Here is a 21,724-nt window from a genome sequence, read left to right as displayed (position 1 = left end):
GATTCCAGTGAATAAACCGAAAATCGTTGTATTAGGTGCAGGTTATGGCGGATTAATGACTGTAACAAGATTAACAAAACAGCTTGGCACAAATGATGCGGACATTACTCTTGTGAACAAGCATAATTATCATTACGAAACAACATGGTTACATGAAGCAAGTGCAGGTACACTTCATCATGACCGCTGTCGTTATCAAATCAAAGATGTGATTAACAGTTCCCGTGTCAACTTTGTACAAGCAACAGTTGAAAGCATTAATAAGGAAGAGAAGAAAGTCGTGACATCAGATGGCGAACTTTCTTACGACTACCTTGTTGTTGCGCTTGGTGCTGTTCCTGAAACATTTGGTATTGCAGGACTGAAAGAATATGCATTCTCAATCTCTAACATCAACTCTGCTCGTCAGCTTCGTGAGCATATTGAGCTTCAATTTGCGACGTATAATACGGAAACTGAAAAACGTCCAGAGCGCTTGACAATCGTTGTCGGCGGTGCGGGCTTCACAGGTATTGAGTTCCTTGGTGAGCTTGGAAACCGTGTGCCTGAGCTTTGCAAAGAGTATGATATTGATCAAAAAGATGTGCGCATCATCTGTGTAGAAGCTGCACCAACAGCTCTTCCAGGATTCGATCCTGCATTGATCGACTATGCAATGAACTACCTTCAAGGTAAAGGTGTTGAGTTCAAAATTGGTACAGCGATCAAAGAATGTACGCCTGAAGGCATCATTGTTGGAAAAGACGATGATACTGAAGAAATCAAAGCTGAAACTGTTGTTTGGGCAGCTGGTGTACGCGGTAACCCAATCGTTGAAGAAGCTGGATTTGAAAACATGCGCGGCCGCGTAAAAGTATCTCCAGATCTTCGTGTACCAGAAAATGATGATGTATTCATCATCGGTGACTGTTCATTGATCATCAATGAAGAAATCAACCGTCCATACCCACCAACTGCACAAATCGCGATGCAGCAAGGTGAAACAGTAGCGAAAAACCTTGCCGCACTAGTGAAAGGTGGTTCTCTTGAAAGCTTTAAGCCAGACATCAAAGGAACCGTTGCTTCTCTTGGTGAACACGACGCTGTAGGTGTTGCGTTTGGTAAAAAACTTCAAGGAACAAAAGCTTCAGCAATGAAGAAAATCATCGACAACCGTTCTTTATTCATGGTTGGCGGACCAGGACTTGTTCTGAAAAAAGGAAAATTCAAGTTCTTCTAAACCATCATAGACAAAAACGTGTATCCTCGTGATACACGTTTTTTTTTTGACATATTTTCTTACTTGGTTATCGGCAGTAAAGTATGGTATGATAAATTATCAGAAAATTTAGATTAAGGGAGTGAGCAATATGAATGCACATACAAAAGAAAAGAAGTCCACCTGTCAATATTGTTCGGGGAAAGGATATTTTCAGCTATTGCTCGGCGGATCTGAAACATGTGAGGAATGTAAAGGGACAGGAAAGAAGCTTTAATCCATCTGCTTTTTCCATTGATTGACTTCATCTCTATTTCCAAGTTAAACTAATGATGGGATATTTGGGGGTGGAGATGAAGTGATCAGTTTACCAGTCGTTATCATTTCAGTTATTTTATTTTTCGTGTTATTCTTCGGCATTGGCTTTTTGCTCAATATGCTGCTGAGAATGTCATGGATTATGGCTATTTTATATCCAATTGTATGCCTTTTCATTATCAATAATCAAAAGATGATCGCTTATGTCAGAGAACCGGGCACCGCTTTTTCAGGAATAGGAGACCGCATTGTCTCTCTCGCTGCGGCCGATATCATGATCTTGTTAAGTGGTCTGATTGGTGCAATTGCATCAGGTTTTGTCATCAATGCACTTCGAAAAAGAGGATATCAAATGTTTTAACTCACTTGTGGACATGCAAGTGGGTTTTTTTGTTTCTCCTTTGCATAGTTTCCATTTTGTTTGGAAACAAATAGATGGGTAGAGGAGTGACAAATAAAGATGAAAACATGGATGAAACGATTGTTCATGACAGCCCTTTTTATGCTTGCTCTTTTGACAAGCTTTACGGGCATATCTGGAGTTGAACCAAGTGATGTAGCTGCCTGGGTGAAAGAGACTGATCCTGGCAAGCAAGTATCTTCTTTTTTCCAACAGCAAAAAAGAGAAACGATGGCACTCAAAAGTGATGACTTGCGGGCTATTTCTCTCGAAGAAGCGTTTAATTGGAACGATTACCCGAAGCAAAAGGTTGTCGCCACAGGCTATACAGCAGGTGTGGAATCAACAGGTAAAACGAAGGAACACCATGCATATGGCATTACATATTCAGGCGTCAAAGTGAAACGTGATTTATATTCAACCGTGGCAGCAGACCCATCAGTCTTTCCGATTGGAACTGTTCTCTTTATCCCAAACTATGGCTACGGAGTGGTCGCAGATACGGGAAAAGCCATTAAAGGTCATAAGCTTGATTTATACTATGAAACCGTAGATGATGTGTATAGAGAATGGGGTAAAAAAGTGCTCGATGTGTATATCATCAAAAAGGGAGAAGGAACGTTAACGGAAAAAGACTTAAACCAGCTTAATGAAGCAAAATCAATGCAAGTATTCCGTCAACAGTTTCAAGCCAATAAAGAATAAAAAAGCTTTGGACAAGTTTTAGGTCCAAAGCTTTTTCGCTTCTACATGAAGTAATAATCTAAGATGAGTGTCAGTAAGACCCCTGTTAAGCCGCCAAAGAAGACTTCAATCGGCTTATGACCAAGAAGCTCTTTCAATTTCTTTTGCTTTTCTTTTTCTTCCGCACTCGGGAAATTCTTTGCTTCAGAAACAAATCGGTTAAAATCTGTTACCAGCTTGTTCAGTACAGTCGCCTGTTCTCCTGCCTGTCTGCGTACACCTGTTGCATCGAACATGGTAATAATCGCAAAGATGGCTGAAATCGCAAAGATCGATGTATTTAGCCCGTGCTCTAAAGCCACTGCTGTTGAGAGTGCTGTTACGGCTGCGGAGTGTGAACTTGGCATTCCGCCTGTGCTTGTAATGAGCGACCAATCTAGTCGTCTAGAAATGATAAATTGAATCGGTACTTTTACAAATTGAGCAAAAAAGATGGCTGCAAGGCTGGCAAGCAGCGGAAAATTCGTCAGTACGCTCATGAACAAGAAACATCCTCTCTGTAAGAAAAAATATCGTGCAAAATGATGGACTGTGTACCCTAGTATGATGAAAAAATGATAGCAGATTCAAATGCTGCCAAGTCCATGTTCAATTATAACATTAAAGAAAGTAGATGTGGAACGGGGAGACGCGGACGGGCTGTACAAGTTTTCATCGCTTGTTCATGATGCCCTTCCGCGTGTGAAAATATAAATGTTCATCAAGTAAAGACAGACTGGCAATGATCGTATAGACCCGCAAATTTTGATATAATAGAAGTTCCAATGTGAAAAATGGAGTTCATTGAAGGAGCGTGTGATAAATATGTTTTTCTCGACAAATGAATGGCAACATAAAGATACACTGGCGATCGGACTTTTTCAAAAGAGCCAATTATCAGGAAAAGCAAAAGAAATGGATGAATTACTTGAAGGACGAATCACTGAATTATTAAAAGAAGGCGATATTTCATCTAAACGAAATCAGCTTTCGAAGTTTTTCCCATCCCCTGAAACAGGCATCAAACGCATTTATTTTGTCGGGCTTGGGAAGGAATCAGATTACACGTTTGAAGAGGCAAAAGAAGGATTTGCCCATCTATTTAAAAAGCTTCATCAAGATAAAAAGCAGGCGGTTTCTGTCTTGCTAGATACGTTTATTGGAAAGGATCTGCCTGCCCAAGATGCAGCCCATGCCCTTTCTGAAAGCTGCCTTTTAGCTACATATGAATTACAAGATTTTAAACATAAAACAAATGAACCGGATCGCTTTATCGAGTTTGTTTATGCAACGACGGATCATGATACAGCAGAAATTCAGGCAAGTCTGAAAGTGGGCGAGGTCTACGGACAGTCTGTCAATTCGGCTCGTACCCTTGTGAATATGCCGCCGAATATGCTTACATCCTCTGATCTGGCTTCGTACGCGGCAGAGCTTGCGTATAAATACGAATTTGAGATTGAAATTTTAGATAAAGAACAAATGGAAGAGCTCGGGATGGGCGGGATTCTAGCTGTCAATAGAGGTTCAACAGAACCACCAAAGCTCATCGTTCTGAAATATCAAGGCAAGGAAGAATGGACGGACGTGATTGGGCTTGTCGGTAAAGGCATCACATATGATACTGGTGGCTATTCGTTAAAGCCAAGAGCCAGTATGGTTGGGATGAAAACTGATATGGGCGGCTCAGCCTCTGTTTTAGGTGCTATGGAAATCATCGGTGAACTGCGACCAGAGCAAAATGTCATTGCTGTCATTGCCTCAACCGATAATATGATCTCGGCTGACGCCATGAAGCCAGATGACGTCATTGTGTCGCTTAGCGGTAAAACAATCGAAGTACTGAATACGGATGCAGAGGGGCGTCTTGTTTTAGCAGATGGGGTGACATATGCGAAGCAGCATGGTGCCTCTGTCCTTGTAGACGTGGCGACATTAACAGGCGGAGTCATTGTGGCACTTGGAAATGAGACAACAGGCGTCATGACGAATAACGATGAACTGTATGCCCAGTTTAAAGAGGCATCAGAAGAATGCGGTGAAATGATTTGGCAGCTGCCAATCACTGAAAAAGATAAAAAACGCGTACGAAACAGCAAAATGGCGGATCTCAATAACTCACCAGGCCGTGATGGACATGCGATCATGGCAGGAGCATTCATTGGTGAGTTCGCTGAGGATACGCCTTGGGTTCACTTGGATATTGCAGGAACAGCAACAACAGAAAAGCCTTCATGCTTTGGGCCAACAGGGGCGACAGGTGTGATGGTAAGATCACTCGCAACGTTTGTGGAACGATTTGAAGGAAAGAAATAAAGGATGAGGCTCTGCCACATGGCGGGGCCTTTTTTATGTAGGACAAACGCCATTTGACGTAGTATTTTTTCTATGGTAACATACGTTGGTACTTTAATTATCTACTACATTAGTAAACTAAAGGATTTCGGGGGTTTCACCATGAATGCAGTTGTTCTAGCGGTTGTTTTAATGTTGATATTAAGCTTGCTGCGGGTCAATGTCGTGATTGCACTGGCACTTGGTGCTTTAGCTGGCGGACTTGCGGGTGGATTAGGCCTGGGAGGAACAGTGGAAGCCTTTACTGACGGGCTCGGAGGAAATGCGACAGTGGCGATTAGTTATGCGCTTTTAGGGGCATTTGCTGCGGCGCTGACAAAAACGGGTCTTCCAGATGCCATGGTTGAAGGAGCAGTGAAGCTTTTAGGAAAAGAAGGCGACTCAAGAAGAAAAACATTATCAAAAGTACTGATCATTCTTGTGATTTTGATCGTATCTTGTTTTTCACAAAACGTCGTTCCTGTTCACATTGCCTTTATTCCAGTCTTAATTCCGCCATTATTAAAAGTGTTTAACGAGCTTCAAATTGACCGTAGACTGCTAGCATGTGTCATGACCTTCGGACTCACTGCACCATATATTTTACTTCCAGTCGGTTTTGGACAGATTTTCCACGGAATGCTCCGTGACAATATGAAGGATGCAGGTCTAGCTGTGAATTTAGCAGATATTCCATATGCCATGCTGATCCCTGTTGGGGGGATGGTGCTAGGATTGATCGTCTCCCTTTTCATGTATCGTAAGCCAAAAGTATATGAGAATCGCGATATTACAGATGTAGAGAAATCAGCTTATACGACAAAAAGTCTATTCTTTGCCGGTCTTGCCATTCTCGTGTCCTTGATTGTCCAGCTTTATCTGTCTCAAAGCCTTGGCGTGGAAGGGATGATCTTCGGTGCACTTGCAGGACTGCTTGTCTTGTTTGTAACCGGAATGATGAAACGCGATGAAGCAGATCAACTGATTACATCTGGAATGAACATGATGGCATTTATCGGTTTTGTCATGCTTGTTGCGGCTGGATTTGCCAACGTTTTAACCAAAACAGGAGACATTGAAACGCTTGTTAAAGCATCTTCACAATTTATCGGCAACAGCCAAAGTCTCGCGGCCATTTTAATGCTGCTTGTGGGTCTGCTTGTGACAATGGGGATCGGATCATCATTTGCCACGATTCCGATTATTACGACCATCTTTGTTCCACTTTGTTTACACCTTGGATTTAGTCCAATGGCGACCATTGCCATTATTGGTTCAGCTGCGGCTGTTGGGGATGCAGGTTCACCTGCAAGTGACAGTACGCTTGGACCGACATCTGGATTGAACATGGATGGACAGCATCACCACATTTGGGGTACATGTGTCCCGACTTTTATCTATTATAATATTCCGCTTGTTCTATTCGGCTGGCTTGCGGCAATTATCCTGTAAGATGAAAAGCTTGTAGAGAAAACGATGATGTTTTTTCTATAAGCTTTTTTGTTGTTCACAAACGAAAAAATAATTAGGACTAAAGTATGTATTAAATGAATCTTTCTTCCTCTATTTTACGTATATATGCTGATAAAAATGAAAAGGGGAAGATGGGACATGTCATTTTTTAAAAAGCTAGCGACAAGTGCAGGGATTGGTGCGGCAAAGGTAGATACCATTTTGGAGAAAAACGCTTATTATCCTGGACAAGAGGTAAGGGGAACTGTCCATGCAAAGGGCGGAAAAATCTCTCAGGACATCCGCTATATTGATGTTAAGATTCAAACACAGTATGTGATTGTGCAAGATGATGAAGAGCGTCGAAAATATGTGGATATCATTTCTTTACGGGTGACGGATTCTTTTACCATCCAGCCTGGCGAAAAACACGAATTTCCGTTTTCATTTATTCTTCCGATTGATACCCCGATGACTATTGGAAAAGTAGAAATTGCCGTAGTGACAGACCTTGATATCCAAGGCGGAATTGATAAATCTGACTATGACCGTATTTTTGTGGAAGCACATCCTTGGGTGAAAAATGTACTGGAAGCCACTAGTCATCTAGGCTTCCACTTGAACGAAGCAGACTGTGAACAAGCGCCTTACTTCCAGCGTCGTCTGCCATTCGTTCAAGAATTTGAGTTTATTCCGACATCAGACGACTATCGTTATATGCTTGATGAGTTAGAGCTGATTTTTCTGATAGATGAAGGCGGATTAGACATTGTTTTCGAAGTCGACCGCAGAGCAAGAGGACTCAGAGGGTGGCTTGAGGAGATGTATCATGATGGAGAACAGCTTGTGCGCTACCGCTTCAGTCCATCAGATCTTGAAGATGTAGAAGTGCTTGTAGGGATGCTAGAAGGAATCATCAATCAATACGCTGAGTAATGATGAAAAAAAGAGCCTAAATGAAGAGAGGCTCTTTTCTCTATGTTCAACTTGTAGATGATGTCTGCACTTATGATGCGGCTTGTTGTTTTCGAAAGGACGTGGCTTTTGAAACAGAGCGATAAATTTTAGGTGCCAGCATCGCAAGCAATATCGTCAAAGCGTAGTCTTTCACCATAAACCAGATCATAAAGAACCACGTGGTTTGATAGGAAATGGGTGCATTCAGCCACACATTTAATGCGAGATACGTATAAGTCGTTCCGATCACATACATGACGGTCGTACCTGCAATAGCTGCAAGCAAAAAGCGGCCAAAGCCAGGATTTTTTCTTTTTTCTAAAATGAATCCAGCTAACCAAGCAGCAGGAATATACGATAAGACAAAACCACCGCTTTTACCTAAAATCACCCCAAAGCCTGCTGAGAACTGTGCGAATACAGGTGCGCCAGCAATTCCGACCAAGGCATATACAATCATAGCTAATGCACCAAGCCGTCTGCCGAGCAAAAGACCAGCAAGTACACAAAAAAACGGCTGCATCGTAAGTGGAATTCCGCCGACTTGCAAAAACGGCACAATGGATGTGATATTGGCTCCAATCGCCATGAGTGCAGCAAACATTCCGACTAACACAAAATCAGCGGTTCTTGTTTTCTGTTGCATGATGTTTCCCCCTGTCTTATCTGTACAAATAGATTAAGGGGAGGAGGACTATTTGTCAACCTGTTTTTATTGTTGGTTAACAATAAAACCCGCCCATCAAAAGGGCGGGTCTGTATTAAGCTTCTGTCATAGAAGACGCATCGATCGCTTGATGAACAGGTACATAATCATAGCCGAGATCACGAGCGACGGCTTCATATGTGATATGTCCGTTCATGACATTGACACCTTCTGCAATGGCTTTGTTTTCTTGAATGGCTTTTGCAGCGCCTTTATTAGCAATTTGCAGCGCATATGGAACGGTGACATTCGTTAAAGCAACAGTCGATGTCCGTGGAACTGCTCCAGGCATATTGGCGACAGCATAATGTAAAATACCGTGTTTTTCATAAGTAGGTTGATCATGTGTTGTGATATGATCTATGGTTTCGACAATGCCGCCTTGGTCAATGGCTACGTCTACGATGACGGAACCGGGCTTCATTTGCTTCACCATTTCTTCCGTCACAAGCGTTGGTGCTTTGGCACCTGGGATCAGTACCGCACAAATGAGAAGGTCTGCCTCACTGACTGAATCGGCGATGTTGACAGGGTTAGACATTAACGTTTTCATTTGATGACCAAATTGATCGTCCAGTTGACGTAAGCGTTCTGCGTTTACGTCAATAAGAGTGACATCTGCGCCAAGTCCAATCGCCATTTTCGCTGCGTTTGTTCCAACAACACCGCCGCCTATAATCGTGACCTTCCCTCTTGATACTCCTGGTACGCCTGCGAGCAAGATGCCTTTACCGCCTTTTGGCTTTTCTAAAAATTGTGCACCGATTTGGGCGGCCATTCTGCCTGCCACTTCAGACATAGGTGTTAAGAGAGGGAGTGATTTTCCGTCCGTTACAGTTTCATAAGCAATAGCTGTGACGCCTTTTTGTTTTAAAGCTTCAGCCAAGGAGGGCTCTGCAGCAAGATGCAGGTACGTAAATAAGATGAGTCCTTCTCTGAAAAATGAATATTCCTCAGGTAATGGTTCTTTTACCTTCATGATCATATCAGAAGATGCCCACACATCTTTCGCTTGATCAAGAATTTCTGCACCAACAGATACATAATCGTCATCAGTGAATCCGCTTCCAAAACCAGCGTTTGTTTCAATCAAAATCTGATGTCCAGCTGAAAGTAATTGAGAAGCTGCTCCTGGTGTTAATGCCACTCGGTTTTCATTGTTCTTAATCTCTTTCGGAATGCCGATGATCATGTTTATTCCTCCCATGCTTATCTATTCATATTGTATGTCTAGTGTATCCTGAATGTTTAAAAAATGCTTCGGTTGAAATAAAAAATAAAAAAACGCCTCTTTGTGAAATTTCACAAATGGACGTTTTTTAGCTTCATATCAAGGTATATGGTCATTTTCTCATTCATGTTTTTTAAATCGATTTCTGCAATGTCTGTAATGCGTTTTAATCTGTAATTCAATGTATTGATGTGGATGTTTAATTGCTTTGCCGCAATATTGGCATTGCTGTCACAGTCAATAAATCGTTCAAGGGTTTCGACTAGGTTGGAATGGTGCCTCAGGTCGTAATCTTCCAGCTTTGATAATGAGTAACTGGAGTAAGATGAGCCCCTTCGTTTTTCAGCGAGGACATCTAAATATTGATAAATACCAAGTTCAGAAAAACTGTGTAAACGTTCGGTTTCAACAGGGAAGCGCTCTTTTGTTTTTAATACAGCGAGTGCTTCTTTATAGGATGGCTGAATATGAGAGATGTTATCGTAAATTCCACCAATCGCTGCTTGAACGTGATGGATATGATAACGGTCAGACAGCTGCTGCAGCATGCCGCTTGTGAATTGTTTAATATCCTGCAGCGGGTGCTCTGTTTTTGGTGAGACAAGAATAATGAATTCGTGAAAATCAACAGTCGTTAACAGCACTTGGACTTGCTGCGTTGTTTCAAGCAGATAAGATAGCTTTTTTTCTGTGTCCTCTGTGAGTTCGTCACGAAGGCGGAAGATGATGATGGCATACGTGTCTGGACATCTGATGCCGAGTCTTAAAAATAGGTCGAGCATCTCATCCTTTTCATGAATATGACCTGTGAGCATCTTCCAAAAAAGCTCCTGATTGCGTACTTCTGTTTTCGTTTTACGAATTTGTAAGTTAAGTAATTTGTTTTTAACAGCATGTGCTGCCATCTTCAGAAGGTCCATGTCTTCTTCTGAAAAAGGCTGCGTGGATTCAATCGCCCAGATAAATCCGAGTACTTCTTTGTCCTTCCAGATTGAAATGGCAACCCTGCTAGATAAACCCACCTCTGCAATTTGAGGGACACGAAGCGGTTCGTCTGTTTTAAGAAGTGTAGGAATGATGCCGTCCTTCCAAAGCCGATTAATGACCTTTTCCGGTACGCGGCGGGAGATAATGGTTGAAGTTCTGGCGGGATCAGTAAAATCATTATGTGTGCTATAAGCCAACAATCGATGATGCGTATCTTCTATAGTAATAGGGCAATTGAGCACATCACTAATTTGGTCTGCCACATCCTCTAAACGATCAAGACTATACTTAAATGGATCCGTCTTTTTTGTCATAAAAACCCCTGCTTTTTCGAATATTTCACGTACTTACATTATGAAGAGAAAGAGGTACGTAAATCAATAACAAAATGCCATAAATTTAAAAAAGAGATCGCTATGAGAAGCGAGCGCATCGATGCTGAAAGATGGCGAAAAAGAAATAGTACAATAATAACGTAGTAATAAATCAATAGGCGGAAAGATTCAGTGAAGTGTGTCTACACTTATTAAGAATATATGACCAAAAAAATGTTAAATAATAGATAAAAAGCGAAAATACAGTAATTCTATAGACTCATTTTGTAAAATAAAAACAGATTTGTTTGACTGTGTATCATTTCTGTTTTTATAATAATAACGTCAAAAAATAAGTGGATTAGCCCATTATATGGCGGCTATGCACGGGAGGTAATGAGGAATATGTCAGGAATTATTCGTGTAACCCCAGAAGAACTAAGAGCGACCGCTAAGCAATATGGTGTTGAAAGTCAAGAAGTGTTAAACCAAGTTGATCGTCTAAATAGAATGATCTCAGATTTAAAAGGAATGTGGGAAGGTGCTTCTAGTGAAGCATTTGCTGATCAATACGAGCAGTTAAAGCCTTCATTCATCAAAATGTCTGATCTATTAACAGATGTCAGCAATCAGCTTGATCAAACGGCAAATACACTTGAAAGCACTGACCAAGACATCGCCAGCCAAATCCGCGGCTAATCAAAGGGATTTCCTTTCTAAGTGTGAAAAGCAGAAAAAGCGCCGAGTCTGTCAATGGATGCCGGCGCTCTTTCTATTTTGTGAGGTGGAAATTTGTGTATATCGATATTACCATCGACTTAAAAAATTATGATGGCAGTGTGTTTGATTTGAGACTATCAAATTATTTACATATTAAACAAGTCATCCATATCGCCTGGCAGGCAAAACAAATCTCACTTCCTAAGCGAGAAGGCGGCTGGGTGCGAGTAGTCAATAAGAAAGCTGTGTTTTCAGGCGAATATAAGCTGTCAGACTGTGGAATCACCACAGGAGACAGGCTGGAAATACTATGAAAGGACTTTTGTAAATGGCAGATAAAAAGAGTTCCTATTTAGAAGAACAATTAGAAGCAGTGATGAAAAAAGAGGGTGTCACCTACAGCTTCATTTTTCAAAGAGAGACCATTAAACTCTTAGACGGTTTAGAAGCGGCACCAATCAAAGACATCAATCCTTCATTCAAAAAAGAGATTCAATTAACTGAAGATGAGGTCATTATTTCTATTCAACCGCCTCCTGCCTATCAGGAATTTCGTTTCATCCATGCGAAGGATGAAAAAAGCAAATGGATTTTTTCATACCAGCTTGTCGATGCAGTGTGCAAACACGACGTGAAGCGGCTGCATCCTATTGTTTCTCCTGAAAACATTGTTTTTCATCAAGGCTTAGCTCCTGCACTTTTGCATTACGGCGTCAAAGAAAGCATCCCGCCATATGAAACGGATGAGCATCGTCTGTTAAAAGAGGTCAAAGCCGTCATTCTTCGAGTGGTGGACCATGAATATCAGTTTCAAGAATATGTGGCTTACTGCGAGACGCTGAAATTATCTGAACTGGCAAAAGAGATCAGCGAAACGCAGTCTCTGGAAGAATTGTCTGCCCTGATTCAGCAAAAGATCGAAGCGATTGAAACGAAAGAGAAAACGCTATTGACCATTCCGAAAAAGAAATGGAAGGTCGAACGATATGTCGGACTAGGTCTGCTTGTCCTATTAATCCCTGCATTGGTGTACACCATCTACACCTTCTTTTTTGCAATGCCGAAACAAGAAGCGTATGTCGAGGCAAACAAATATTATCTCAACAAACAGTACAGCCAAGTGGTGGATACGTTAGAAAAATATTCAGCCAATCAAATGCCGGTCTCTCTTCAATATGAACTGGCCATTTCGTATGTACAAACAAATCAAGGCAATCTGTTACTCGATCAGCATAAAAAAGAAATCACAGATACATACACATTACAGACTGATCCGCAATATTTCCTTTTCTGGATTCATATCGGACAAGGCAATAGCAAGGAAGCACTTGATATTGCACGGGTACTTGGAGACGACCGGTACATATTTACGGCACTCGTCGCCTACCGCAATGACATTCAAAACGATGACAGTCTTTCTGCTGAAGAAAAACAAAAACAGCTAGATCCGATCATTAAGGAAATGGCGAAATATGAAGAAAAAGAAACAACGGAGACAAGCACCAATGACTCCTCGGGCGCAAGCCAAACAGATGAAACAGCTGAACAAAAAGAGCAGTCAAAAACCGATCAAGAGAAAAAAGAGAAAGAATCTGAAGCGAAAAAGAAAACCTCTCAGACGAAAAAAGATGAGAAAAAATAATTCTTTCGATACAACTGACAGTTGGTGCTGTCCCATGAGGAGGTGGAGCGTTTGGGTCTTCTTTGGGTTTTTTATGAGGAGGATTATCAAACCGTCCGTTTAGACGAGCAGTTCAATCGAGAAGCTGTGATTGGACCTGAAATAGAGCATACGGTGACAATCCCTTCACTTTCGTTTGATGAAGGGGTCATCCGTTTAACTCCCGATGAACCGAATGATGGCTTTTCCATTTATCAGGGTGAAGAGAAGAAAGGCACATTGCTTCCACATGAACCATATAAGCTTAATACACTGACACTTATTTTAATGGAAGCACATCATGATCAACACATTTATTACCTAGGAAATAGAGTCGAGCTGTCTTTTTCACGTGAGAACAAAGATGAGATCGATGTGTGGAAAGAACAAGCGCATTCTATGTTTCAAGATGCGAGACAGTTTACTTTGGAGAAAATCGAAGGAACTTGGTACGTCATGCCTCAGGACGAAACGATTTATGTGAACGGGAAAAAAATTCACGGTCCAGAGACAATTGATGCTGGAGATGAGCTGTTCTGGAACTTTCTGACGGTGACATTGAAAGATGATGATTTATTGCAGGTGACTGCATATGAACCATTTCAAACACGTTTGGAAAAAACAAGAGCACCAAGCACAGAAACAAAACAAAAATATCCTTTATATAGACGAACACCACGTTTAATTTATGATCTGCCAGATGACCGGGTTTCCTTTAGCTTTCCTTCGCAGGAGAGCGAAAATAACAGCAGAGGGCTTTGGCTTGTTGTCCTCCCGCCGCTTGTGATGCTTCTTGTGATGGGAATTGTCGCTCTTGTCCAGCCGCGCGGAATCTTTATTGTCGTGTCGATGGCGATGTTTATCATGACATTAATCACATCGTCTGTTCAATACTTTAAAGAGAAATCACAACGCAAAAGACGGGAAGAGAAACGGCAGCGAGTCTATTCTCTTTACTTAGAAAATAAACGAAAAGAGCTGCAAGAGCTTTACGACCGCCAGCAATATATTTTGACGTATCATTATCCGTCATTTGAACAAATGAAGTATTTAACGTCAGAAATTAGCGGCCGAATTTGGGAAAAAACACTTGTGAGTGATGATTTCTTGCAGCTGCGTCTTGGGACGGGCGCAGTTCCGTCAAGCTATGAACTATCGATGAGCGGCGGTGATATGGCCAATCGTGATATCGATGACTTAATGGAACAAACGCAGCACATGCAACAGGTCTATCGTGAAGTGAAGGATGTACCTATCACATTCGGTCTTGCCGATGGCCCAACTGGATTGATTGGAAAGCCAGCCATTGTAAAAAAGGAGCTTCATCAGCTTGTCGGACAGCTTGCTTTCTCGCATAGCTATCATGATTTAAGATTTGTGTTTATTTTTCATGAGCAAGAGTATGAGAATTGGGAATGGATGAAATGGCTTCCGCATTTCCAGCTGCCTCATACATACGGCAAAGGGTTTATTTACAACGAACAAACACGCGATCAGCTGTTGTCCTCCATTTATGAAATTTTACGTGAGCGTGATCTAGAAGAAGAAAAAGAGAAGAAGATCTTTACGCCTCACTTTGTGTTTATCGTGACAAATCATGAGCTCATTGCGGAACATGTGATTTTAGAATATTTAGAAAGCAGCCGAACTGACCTTGGCATCTCCATTATTTTTGCTGCTGAAACAAAGGAAAGCTTAGCTGAAAACATCTCGACGCTTGTCCGTTATATTAACGAGGAAGAAGGAGATATTCTCATTCAGCACAAGAAAGCCGTCCGAATTCCATTTCAGCTGGATACACATGAGCGAGGGGACAATGAGCTATTTGCCAGAACGCTGAGAACATTAGATCATCAAGTTGGCATGACCAATTCGATTCCTGAAACGGTCTCCTTCCTTGATCTTTTTCATGCCAAACAGGTAGACGAGATTGACATTCGTGAAAAGTGGCTCACATCAGAAACGGCTAAATCACTCTCTGTTCCAATCGGTTATAAAGGAAAAAATGACATTGTGGATCTGAACCTGCACGAAAAAGCACACGGCCCGCACGGCCTGTTGGCGGGAACAACAGGATCAGGGAAAAGTGAATTTTTACAGACGTACATTTTATCGCTCGCTGTACACTTTCACCCGCATGAAGTCGCTTTCCTATTGATTGACTATAAAGGAGGCGGAATGGCGCAGCCGTTCCGGAATATTCCTCATTTACTTGGCACGATCACCAATATTGAAGGCAGTAAGAACTTTAGTGAAAGAGCGCTTGCCTCAATTAAAAGTGAATTGAAGAAAAGACAACGCTTGTTTGATCAATATCATGTGAATCACATCAATGATTATACGAAGCTCTATAAGGAGAAAAAGGCTGAACAGGCAATGCCTCATTTATTCTTAATCTCTGATGAGTTCGCTGAATTAAAAAGTGAAGAGCCCGACTTTATTAGAGAGCTTGTCAGTGCTGCACGTATCGGCCGAAGCCTTGGGGTTCATCTCATTTTGGCTACCCAAAAACCAGGTGGGGTGATCGATGATCAGATTTGGAGTAACTCCCGCTTTAAGGTCGCACTAAAAGTACAAGATGCGTCAGACAGTAAGGAAATATTGAAAAATAGTGATGCGGCGTCTATTACCGTTACAGGCCGCGGCTACTTACAAGTAGGAAACAATGAAATCTATGAATTGTTCCAATCAGCTTGGAGCGGTGCGCCTTATATGGAAGATGGCTACGGATCAGAAGATGACATTGCCATTGTGACTGATACTGGACTTATTCCGTTATCTGGGGTAAGTACAGAGCCGGCTGTGAAAAAGGAGACAGTGTCGGAGATTTCTGCTGTTGTGGATGAAATTGAACGTATGCAGCAGGAGCTTGGGATTGAGAAGCTCCCAAGTCCTTGGCTTCCACCGCTCGAAGAACGGATTCCAAAATCACGTTATGCGTCAAGTGAAGAGCATGTCTTCCATTTTGCGCTTGTCGATGAGCCAGATCAGCAAAGCCAGCATCCACTTTCTTATCACATGATGGAGGATGGAAACATTGGCATCTTTGGTTCCTCCGGCTACGGAAAATCACTTGCTGCCACAACACTGCTCATGAGCTTTGCGGAGAGATATTCACCGGAAGAATGGCATGCGTACATTTATGACTTCGGAAACGGAACATTGCTTCCGTTAGCCAAACTGCCGCACACGGCGGATTATTTCTTAATGGATCAAATGAGAAAGATTCAAAAGTCGATGACGCGTCTGCGGGAAGAAGTTGAATACCGCAAGCGGTTATTCAGGCAGCAAGAAATGAGTCATATCAAAATGTACAACGCCTTAAATGAGAAAAAGCTCCCATTCATTTTCATCGTGATCGACAACTTTGACATTGTCAAAGACGAAATGCATGAACTTGAATCTGAATTTATCCAGCTGAGCCGTGATGGTCAATCATTAGGAATTTACTTCTTGATTACAGCGACTCGGGTAAATGCAGTCCGCCAATCTCTTATGAACAACTTGAAAACAAAGGTCGTCCATTACTTAATGGATCAAGGAGAGGCGTACTCGATTATTGGCAGACCGAAATTTAGCTTAGAGCCGATTCCGGGGCGAGTCATTATCAACAAAGAAGAGCTTTACTTTGCACAAATGTTCCTACCAGTTGAAGGAGAGAACGATCTCGAGCTGTTTGAGCATTTGAAACAAGAGATTCAGCTTCTTCATGATCGCTTTGAATCAGCTGAAAAACCAAAACCTGTACCAATGCTTCCTGATAAACTAACCATTTGGGAGCTAGAGAATCGCTTAGAAGAACAAAAACAGCCTTATGACATTCCAGTTGGACTAGATGAGGAATCTGTTGCACCTGTTTACTTTGACTTGAAGAAGAATAAACACTGCCTCATCATCGGTCAAACGCAGCGAGGGAAAACAAATGTGACAAAACTGATGCTTGATCAGCTTTTAGCAGCAAAACCTGAGAAGCTGGCCGTCTTTGATTCGATTGATCGGGGTCTCTCTCATTATGCAAAAGAAGAGAACATTGATTACCTTGAAACAAAAGATGATATCACCGAATGGGCAGAGGAAATAGACCGTTTATTCAAGGTGCGGGAAGAGATGTACGTCGAAGCTGTGCGCCGGGGAGAGACTGATCAGTTGTCGTTCCCTCAAATTGTGCTTGTGGTTGATGGGATCACGCGTTTTCAGCAGACAATCGACCCGCGTCTTCAAGATCAATTGGCTGATTTCATGAAATCATATGCGCACCTAGGCTTTAGCCTGATCGCATCAGGAAATCATACCGAATTCAGTAAAGGCTATGATGCACTCACAAACGAAATCAAACAAGTTCGTCATGCCATGTTACTCATGAAAAAATCAGAGCAAAACATCATACCGCTTCCGTATGCAAGACAAGAACCAGATATTCAGCCAGGCTTCGGGTATTTGGTTGAGAACGGGAAAGAGAAGAAAATTCAGGTTCCTTTATGTGCGGTAGAAAGGAAGAGTGTTCAATGACAGAGCAGCAAAAAAGCTCCATCAAAATCGTATCGACGATGATATTGATTCTTGTTCTGCCGGTTTTATTTTTCCACCTCATTGGAGATGATCCGGCAAAACAGAAAAAGAATGCCACACGTAATATTGCTGTGGTCAATGAGGATATGGGAGCGAGCGAAAGTGAAAACACCGCTCGTTTCGGACAAGATGTCGTCGCCGCATTATCAGAGCGTCCAGATTATACATGGACCGTAGTGAACCGCAGTGCGGCGGAAAATGGACTGAAAAGCAGAAAGTATGACGCTGTCCTCTATATTCCGTCTGATTTCTCTAAAAATGTGCTGAGCTATGATAAAGACCATCCTGAAAAGGCATCCATTCAATTTTCCATTCAAGATCAGCTCAATTCAGTCAATAAAGAGAAAGTGCAAAGAGAGCTGGAAAATGCGCAAAAGAAAATGAATGAACAGATGTCGACGTTATACTGGAGTTTTGTATCACAGGAAATCGGCAATGTCAGAGAAGAGTTTGAGCATATTGTCGGCAAAGAAGTCGAATTCCAAAACACGATGTATAACTTCTATAAGCCAAACTCAAACAAACTATCAGACGCGGTTCAGCAGCAGAAGAAACAAATAGAAGAATTAAAAAATGCGATGACCGACTCGCAGAAACAGTATAAAGACGGTCTGACTACAACAGAAGAAGCAAAGAACCAGTTAAAGGACTTTGTGAAAGTAGTCGATCAGTACCAGCAGTATCAAGACAAACAAAAGGACCTCTTGATCAAAGCGCAATCGACAAACCAAAAACAAATCCAGCAGGGGCTCAAACAGCTCGCTGATATCCAAAACCAAAATGCCCGCAGCTTTAGTGATCAAATGGGCGGACTCAAAACAGACATCAACGGGGTACAAAGTCAGCTGAACACAACGGACAGCGCCATCCAATCTGTTCAAAAGTCAAGAGAAGAAGCCATTCCTAAGCAATCGACGGGATTAACGGAACTTGTGATAGCGTCTCAGAAGGAACTAATTAAAAACTATGAAGATCGTTACTTAGAAGACTATCGAAATAAGATATCAGTCTTGCAGACAAAGCTATTGGCAAAAAGGCAAGAGTTGATGGACGAGCCTGACCCGCCAGTTGATTCTGAAGATGACGGGCCATCAGATCAAGATAATGAAAACCCAGAAGAGATTGGGATTAACCTAGATGAAGAAACAAATGAGCTCTCGCAAATTTCAATAGAAATGAACGACCTCGCGGATCAATTAGGAGAACAGGAGACACCGCCTTCGGCTGGAGATGGGGAAGAAGGTGAAAGTGGTGAAAATCCTGCTCAGCCAGATAGCGGCAGCAAGAATTCATCGCAGGATGACCTAAAAGCACTCTCAACTCGCTTAGATGAAGTGAAAAAGAAAATTCAAGAAAAAGCGGCTGCTCATAATGACGAATTGAAAGACAAAGTGAGTCAAATGAGTAAAGAGCTTGAGAGTCTGACGAAAAAAGTAGATAAACTTGAAAAGATGATTCTATGGTTACAAGATCGATATAACGTCATTCCGAATGAAATCAAAAATCAAGAATCATCCATTGTAAGCAAAGTAAAAGAGCTGAAGCGCAGTAACTCACCGATTAGTCATGCCTTTAGCGATCATCTTTTTGAGAAAAAGTTCGAAACAAAATCAACAAGAACTAAAAAATTAATGGAGTATTCCAATCAACTCTCTCAGCTAGAGCTGATGATCGCAAATGTCTATCAACCATCTAATAACTCTTCTTTATATGACGCAAAAGAAGAGAATATCCAGTCCATCCTCTCCATCAAAAAAGAGGAAACAGACAACTGGGATACGCTCAAAAAACAAATGCTGACGTCAAACGATGATGTGGCTACTTTTATTGATGAGATGCAGAAGTTTTCAGATGGCTATGCAGAATACATTTCGACTCAGCAGGCAAGCATGGAACAGGAATTAAACACAATTTCTGATAGTGCGGACAATGTTGCGGAGCAAATGGCTGATCAAGGAGATGCAGTGTATACGGCAGACCTTGCAGGCAGTTCTATTGTTGTCAGTGCGCAGGATTCAATTGGTCAGGAAGTGCTTCGACTTTCTGAAAATATGAGTTCGTTAACCGATCGCCAAAAAGGGGTGGCGGATTATACGAATAACATTGAAGAGAGTGTCACAACGGTCCAAGAAAAAGCGGATACGCTGAATGAAAACTGGAGCAAGAATGTTCATTCCACGAAACTTGTTCAGCAAGATTTGAAAGGTATTTTAGGAAACACATTAAGCGATCAAGGCAACAGCAACTATGTGTATAATCACTTAGCCAATCCGCTGAAAATCAGTGGTGATGTACCAGAAGAAAAAACGCAGACTGTACCGCCAGTGGTCATTTTGGTCATTGTGATGATCAGTAGTTTGTTAATTGGCTTTTTCAGCTCGTATTATGCGGCAGCTCCGATGCTGGTTAAAGGTGCACTGTTTGGCATCTTAAATCTATTAGTCGGACTCATGATCAGCTTGTTCGGACTGAACATTTACAAGCTTGCAGATGATCAAGCGATTCAATGGTCCATTTTCACGATTTTACTATTAGTGACTTGTTCCGCCTTTATTCGCACGGCGTTCCATTTCGGCTCTATTGCCGGATGGATGGCAGCAACGGCGCTTATTTTCTTCTTTGTCGCACCATTAATTGATTTGGTGATGCCGAATTTCCATTTCACAAATCCAGTGACAGACGTGTACCTGTCCATCCAATATGGAAATGGAGATCACTTTGGAATGGGTGTTATAGGATTAGTGATTTTAACTGTCCTCTTCATGGCCATCCCGCTTGTGACAAAGCTATGGAAAGATAAAACGGAGGAACGTGATGTGACTCATGAGGCTTAATCTGTTCGTGAAAGGGATGGCACTTGGTGTCATGTCCCTTTTTCTCCTCATTCCTGCTGCTTTCGCTGCTGGTGAAGATACGGATACAAATGTCAGGCCGAATGAATATCAAGAAAAAGAACTCAATATTAACTCAAGTATATTGAGGGATCAAACGAAATACGAACAAAGCAAAAAGACATCAACAGTTAAAACAGACATTCATTTTGCTGAACCGCCTAAAACTCCGGGAGGGTCTCTTTCTCCGCAGCTTTTCAGTGATCTAAAAGAGAACCCGCCCAAAACATCAGCACACATGATGGAAAAGATGAATATCTCTTTTCGTGATGCCGCTGTATCGGCACCTTCTGGCGATGATCACAAGAAACAGTCATCCGCACTGCTTCCGATCATCTTTGGTTTCTTAATCGTCTTTGGCATCGTTGTGATGTTTATTCTAATTCCAAAGGTGAATGTGAAGGCTGAGAAGAAATAGCCTGTCTCTTTAAAAAGAGGCAGGTTTTTCTTTATGCAGATTGCTTGAAGTCGTACCGTTTCACTACGTAAAATAAGGTTATCAAGGGAGGAGATTGTCATTCGAATTTCAATCGTTACAGGCGGATCAAAAGGATTTGGCCTAGCACTTGTGAACCGGCTGCTCTCACGCGGAGATCATGTGTACACGGCAGCAAGAAGTGCATCACCGATTTCTCATCCGAAGCTTACACATACACAGGTCGACCTGACAGATGAGAAAGCAGCAGCCAAATGGCTTCAAGATTGTCTCACGCCGCAAACACTGGCAGCAGCTGATGACATCTTATTCGTTAATAATGCAGGCATGGTGACACCAATCAAGCGTGTGGGGCAAGGCGGACAGGATATGCTTCATCAGCATTATACGCTGAATCTTGTGATTCCTGTTTTACTGAGCCATGTGTTTGTTAAGCAGACTCAATCATTTAATGGAAAGAAATCGATTGTTCACCTTTCTTCTGGAGCGGCGAAAAATCCTTATAAAGGCTGGAGTGCGTATTGCAGCTCAAAGGCAGGACTTGATATGTTTATGAGGACTTTGCATGAGGAACAGCAGGACGAGGCGTATCCAATCAACACGTTTTCATTTTCCCCAGGCACGATTGATACAGATATGCAGGGAGAGATTCGGAAATCATCAAAACAGGACTTCGAACAAATTGAACGTTTTCAGCAATTATATGAAACAGGTACTTTGAAGAGTCCAGATGAAGTCGCAAGTATTTTGCTCGATCTTTTAGCGGATGATCCAGCTGGCGGCTGCGTATACGATGCACGTGACTATGGAAAAAAGCAGTCATAACGA

18 protein-coding genes are annotated in these 21,724 nt (G+C 42.0%); 14 read left to right on the top strand and 4 right to left on the bottom strand.

Annotated elements, in window-relative coordinates; translation table 11 throughout:
• Nucleotide 1: 1 nt before the first annotated feature.
• The 4 genes from MKY83_RS15470 to MKY83_RS15455 all read left to right on the top strand — a co-directional run bounded on the left by MKY83_RS15470 (nt 2) and on the right by MKY83_RS15455 (nt 2,621).
• A complete protein-coding gene (locus MKY83_RS15470; RefSeq protein WP_189318741.1) occupies nt 2-1,219 on the top strand; it encodes an NAD(P)/FAD-dependent oxidoreductase in 1,218 nt (405 codons plus the stop codon).
• A gap of 130 nt (nt 1,220-1,349) precedes the next feature.
• Entirely contained in the window at nt 1,350-1,475 is a 126-nt protein-coding gene (locus MKY83_RS15465) for a YuiA family protein (protein WP_157957789.1), read from the top strand.
• Between the two features lie 81 nt (nt 1,476-1,556).
• Nucleotides 1,557-1,877, top strand: a complete 321-nt coding sequence (locus tag MKY83_RS15460) for a YuiB family protein (protein WP_044140838.1) — start codon at nt 1,557-1,559, stop codon at nt 1,875-1,877.
• Between the two features lie 99 nt (nt 1,878-1,976).
• The gene (locus tag MKY83_RS15455; protein ID WP_003212854.1) at nt 1,977-2,621 is read left to right on the top strand and encodes a 3D domain-containing protein; all 645 of its coding nucleotides are present in this window, start codon (nt 1,977-1,979) and stop codon (nt 2,619-2,621) included.
• A gap of 41 nt (nt 2,622-2,662) precedes the next feature.
• Here MKY83_RS15455 and MKY83_RS15450 read toward each other — a convergent pair whose 3' ends face one another.
• Complete coding sequence (locus MKY83_RS15450) at nt 2,663-3,139, bottom strand: divergent PAP2 family protein (RefSeq protein ID WP_044140837.1); 477 nt, start codon at nt 3,137-3,139, stop codon at nt 2,663-2,665.
• A gap of 325 nt (nt 3,140-3,464) precedes the next feature.
• Here MKY83_RS15450 and MKY83_RS15445 point away from each other — a divergent pair, with 325 nt between their 5' ends.
• The 3 genes from MKY83_RS15445 (at nt 3,465) to MKY83_RS15435 (ending at nt 7,361) form a co-directional block, all read left to right on the top strand.
• On the top strand, nt 3,465-4,955 hold the full coding sequence (locus MKY83_RS15445) for a leucyl aminopeptidase (protein ID WP_065099085.1): 1,491 nt from the start codon (nt 3,465-3,467) through the stop codon (nt 4,953-4,955).
• A 141-nt stretch (nt 4,956-5,096) separates the two neighbouring features.
• Nucleotides 5,097-6,425: a Na+/H+ antiporter family protein gene (locus MKY83_RS15440; protein ID WP_044140834.1), complete on the top strand. Its 1,329-nt coding sequence runs from the start codon at nt 5,097-5,099 to the stop codon at nt 6,423-6,425.
• Nucleotides 6,426-6,584: 159 nt separating this feature from the next.
• Nucleotides 6,585-7,361 carry a sporulation protein gene (locus MKY83_RS15435; protein ID WP_342487454.1) on the top strand — a complete coding sequence of 259 codons (777 nt, stop codon included), beginning with the start codon at nt 6,585-6,587 and terminating at the stop codon, nt 7,359-7,361.
• Nucleotides 7,362-7,431: 70 nt separating this feature from the next.
• Here MKY83_RS15435 and MKY83_RS15430 read toward each other — a convergent pair whose 3' ends face one another.
• The 3 genes from MKY83_RS15430 to MKY83_RS15420 form a co-directional block, all read right to left on the bottom strand.
• Nucleotides 7,432-8,028, bottom strand: a complete 597-nt coding sequence (locus MKY83_RS15430; RefSeq protein WP_003212636.1) for a biotin transporter BioY — start codon at nt 8,026-8,028, stop codon at nt 7,432-7,434.
• Between the two features lie 115 nt (nt 8,029-8,143).
• On the bottom strand, nt 8,144-9,280 hold the full coding sequence (gene ald, locus MKY83_RS15425) for an alanine dehydrogenase (RefSeq protein ID WP_061409499.1): 1,137 nt from the start codon (nt 9,278-9,280) through the stop codon (nt 8,144-8,146).
• A 110-nt stretch (nt 9,281-9,390) separates the two neighbouring features.
• The gene (locus MKY83_RS15420; protein ID WP_044140830.1) at nt 9,391-10,620 is read right to left on the bottom strand and encodes a PucR family transcriptional regulator; all 1,230 of its coding nucleotides are present in this window, start codon (nt 10,618-10,620) and stop codon (nt 9,391-9,393) included.
• A 405-nt stretch (nt 10,621-11,025) separates the two neighbouring features.
• On the opposite strand from MKY83_RS15420, the gene MKY83_RS15415 reads away from it, so the two are divergent.
• The 7 genes from MKY83_RS15415 (at nt 11,026) to MKY83_RS15385 (ending at nt 21,721) form a co-directional block, all read left to right on the top strand.
• Complete coding sequence (locus tag MKY83_RS15415) at nt 11,026-11,319, top strand: WXG100 family type VII secretion target (RefSeq protein ID WP_003213769.1); 294 nt, start codon at nt 11,026-11,028, stop codon at nt 11,317-11,319.
• Between the two features lie 95 nt (nt 11,320-11,414).
• On the top strand, nt 11,415-11,654 hold the full coding sequence (locus MKY83_RS15410) for an EsaB/YukD family protein (protein WP_003213579.1): 240 nt from the start codon (nt 11,415-11,417) through the stop codon (nt 11,652-11,654).
• Nucleotides 11,655-11,668: 14 nt separating this feature from the next.
• The gene (essB, locus tag MKY83_RS15405; protein WP_265208448.1) at nt 11,669-12,982 is read left to right on the top strand and encodes a type VII secretion protein EssB; all 1,314 of its coding nucleotides are present in this window, start codon (nt 11,669-11,671) and stop codon (nt 12,980-12,982) included.
• 51 nt (nt 12,983-13,033) lie between these two features.
• Nucleotides 13,034-17,509 carry a type VII secretion protein EssC gene (gene essC / locus MKY83_RS15400; RefSeq protein ID WP_342487453.1) on the top strand — a complete coding sequence of 1,492 codons (4,476 nt, stop codon included), beginning with the start codon at nt 13,034-13,036 and terminating at the stop codon, nt 17,507-17,509.
• Nucleotides 17,506-20,403 carry a type VII secretion protein EsaA gene (esaA, locus tag MKY83_RS15395; RefSeq protein WP_342487452.1) on the top strand — a complete coding sequence of 966 codons (2,898 nt, stop codon included), beginning with the start codon at nt 17,506-17,508 and terminating at the stop codon, nt 20,401-20,403. The genes essC and esaA overlap by 4 nt, the downstream gene beginning before the upstream one ends.
• The gene (gene essA, locus MKY83_RS15390) at nt 20,393-20,878 is read left to right on the top strand and encodes a type VII secretion protein EssA (RefSeq protein ID WP_185106866.1); all 486 of its coding nucleotides are present in this window, start codon (nt 20,393-20,395) and stop codon (nt 20,876-20,878) included. Before esaA ends, essA begins: the two co-directional genes overlap by 11 nt.
• Nucleotides 20,879-20,977: 99 nt before the next feature.
• A complete protein-coding gene (locus tag MKY83_RS15385) occupies nt 20,978-21,721 on the top strand; it encodes a (S)-benzoin forming benzil reductase (RefSeq protein WP_342488690.1) in 744 nt (247 codons plus the stop codon).
• Nucleotides 21,722-21,724: the final 3 nt, after the last annotated feature.

It is taken from the genome of Bacillus sp. FSL M8-0266 (genome assembly GCF_038613425.1).
Classification (GTDB): domain Bacteria; phylum Bacillota; class Bacilli; order Bacillales; family Bacillaceae; genus Bacillus; species Bacillus pumilus.
Note: the sequence above shows the minus strand (reverse complement) of the source record. Positions and strands in the feature narration are given on the sequence as shown.

What these genes read in the sequence shown, in the direction of transcription:
- MKY83_RS15465 (WP_157957789.1), top strand. Translation starts at nt 1,350, where the DNA reads ATGAATGCACATACAAAAGAAAAGAAGTCCACCTGTCAATATTGTTCG.
- MKY83_RS15455 (WP_003212854.1), top strand. Translation starts at nt 1,977, where the DNA reads ATGAAAACATGGATGAAACGATTGTTCATGACAGCCCTTTTTATGCTT.
- MKY83_RS15450 (WP_044140837.1), bottom strand. Translation starts at nt 3,139, where the DNA reads ATGAGCGTACTGACGAATTTTCCGCTGCTTGCCAGCCTTGCAGCCATC.
- MKY83_RS15445 (WP_065099085.1), top strand. Translation starts at nt 3,465, where the DNA reads ATGTTTTTCTCGACAAATGAATGGCAACATAAAGATACACTGGCGATC.
- MKY83_RS15440 (WP_044140834.1), top strand. Translation starts at nt 5,097, where the DNA reads ATGAATGCAGTTGTTCTAGCGGTTGTTTTAATGTTGATATTAAGCTTG.
- MKY83_RS15435 (WP_342487454.1), top strand. Translation starts at nt 6,585, where the DNA reads ATGTCATTTTTTAAAAAGCTAGCGACAAGTGCAGGGATTGGTGCGGCA.
- MKY83_RS15430 (WP_003212636.1), bottom strand. Translation starts at nt 8,028, where the DNA reads ATGCAACAGAAAACAAGAACCGCTGATTTTGTGTTAGTCGGAATGTTT.
- ald (WP_061409499.1), bottom strand. Translation starts at nt 9,280, where the DNA reads ATGATCATCGGCATTCCGAAAGAGATTAAGAACAATGAAAACCGAGTG.
- MKY83_RS15420 (WP_044140830.1), bottom strand. Translation starts at nt 10,620, where the DNA reads ATGACAAAAAAGACGGATCCATTTAAGTATAGTCTTGATCGTTTAGAG.
- MKY83_RS15415 (WP_003213769.1), top strand. Translation starts at nt 11,026, where the DNA reads ATGTCAGGAATTATTCGTGTAACCCCAGAAGAACTAAGAGCGACCGCT.
- essB (WP_265208448.1), top strand. Translation starts at nt 11,669, where the DNA reads ATGGCAGATAAAAAGAGTTCCTATTTAGAAGAACAATTAGAAGCAGTG.
- esaA (WP_342487452.1), top strand. Translation starts at nt 17,506, where the DNA reads ATGACAGAGCAGCAAAAAAGCTCCATCAAAATCGTATCGACGATGATA.
- essA (WP_185106866.1), top strand. Translation starts at nt 20,393, where the DNA reads ATGAGGCTTAATCTGTTCGTGAAAGGGATGGCACTTGGTGTCATGTCC.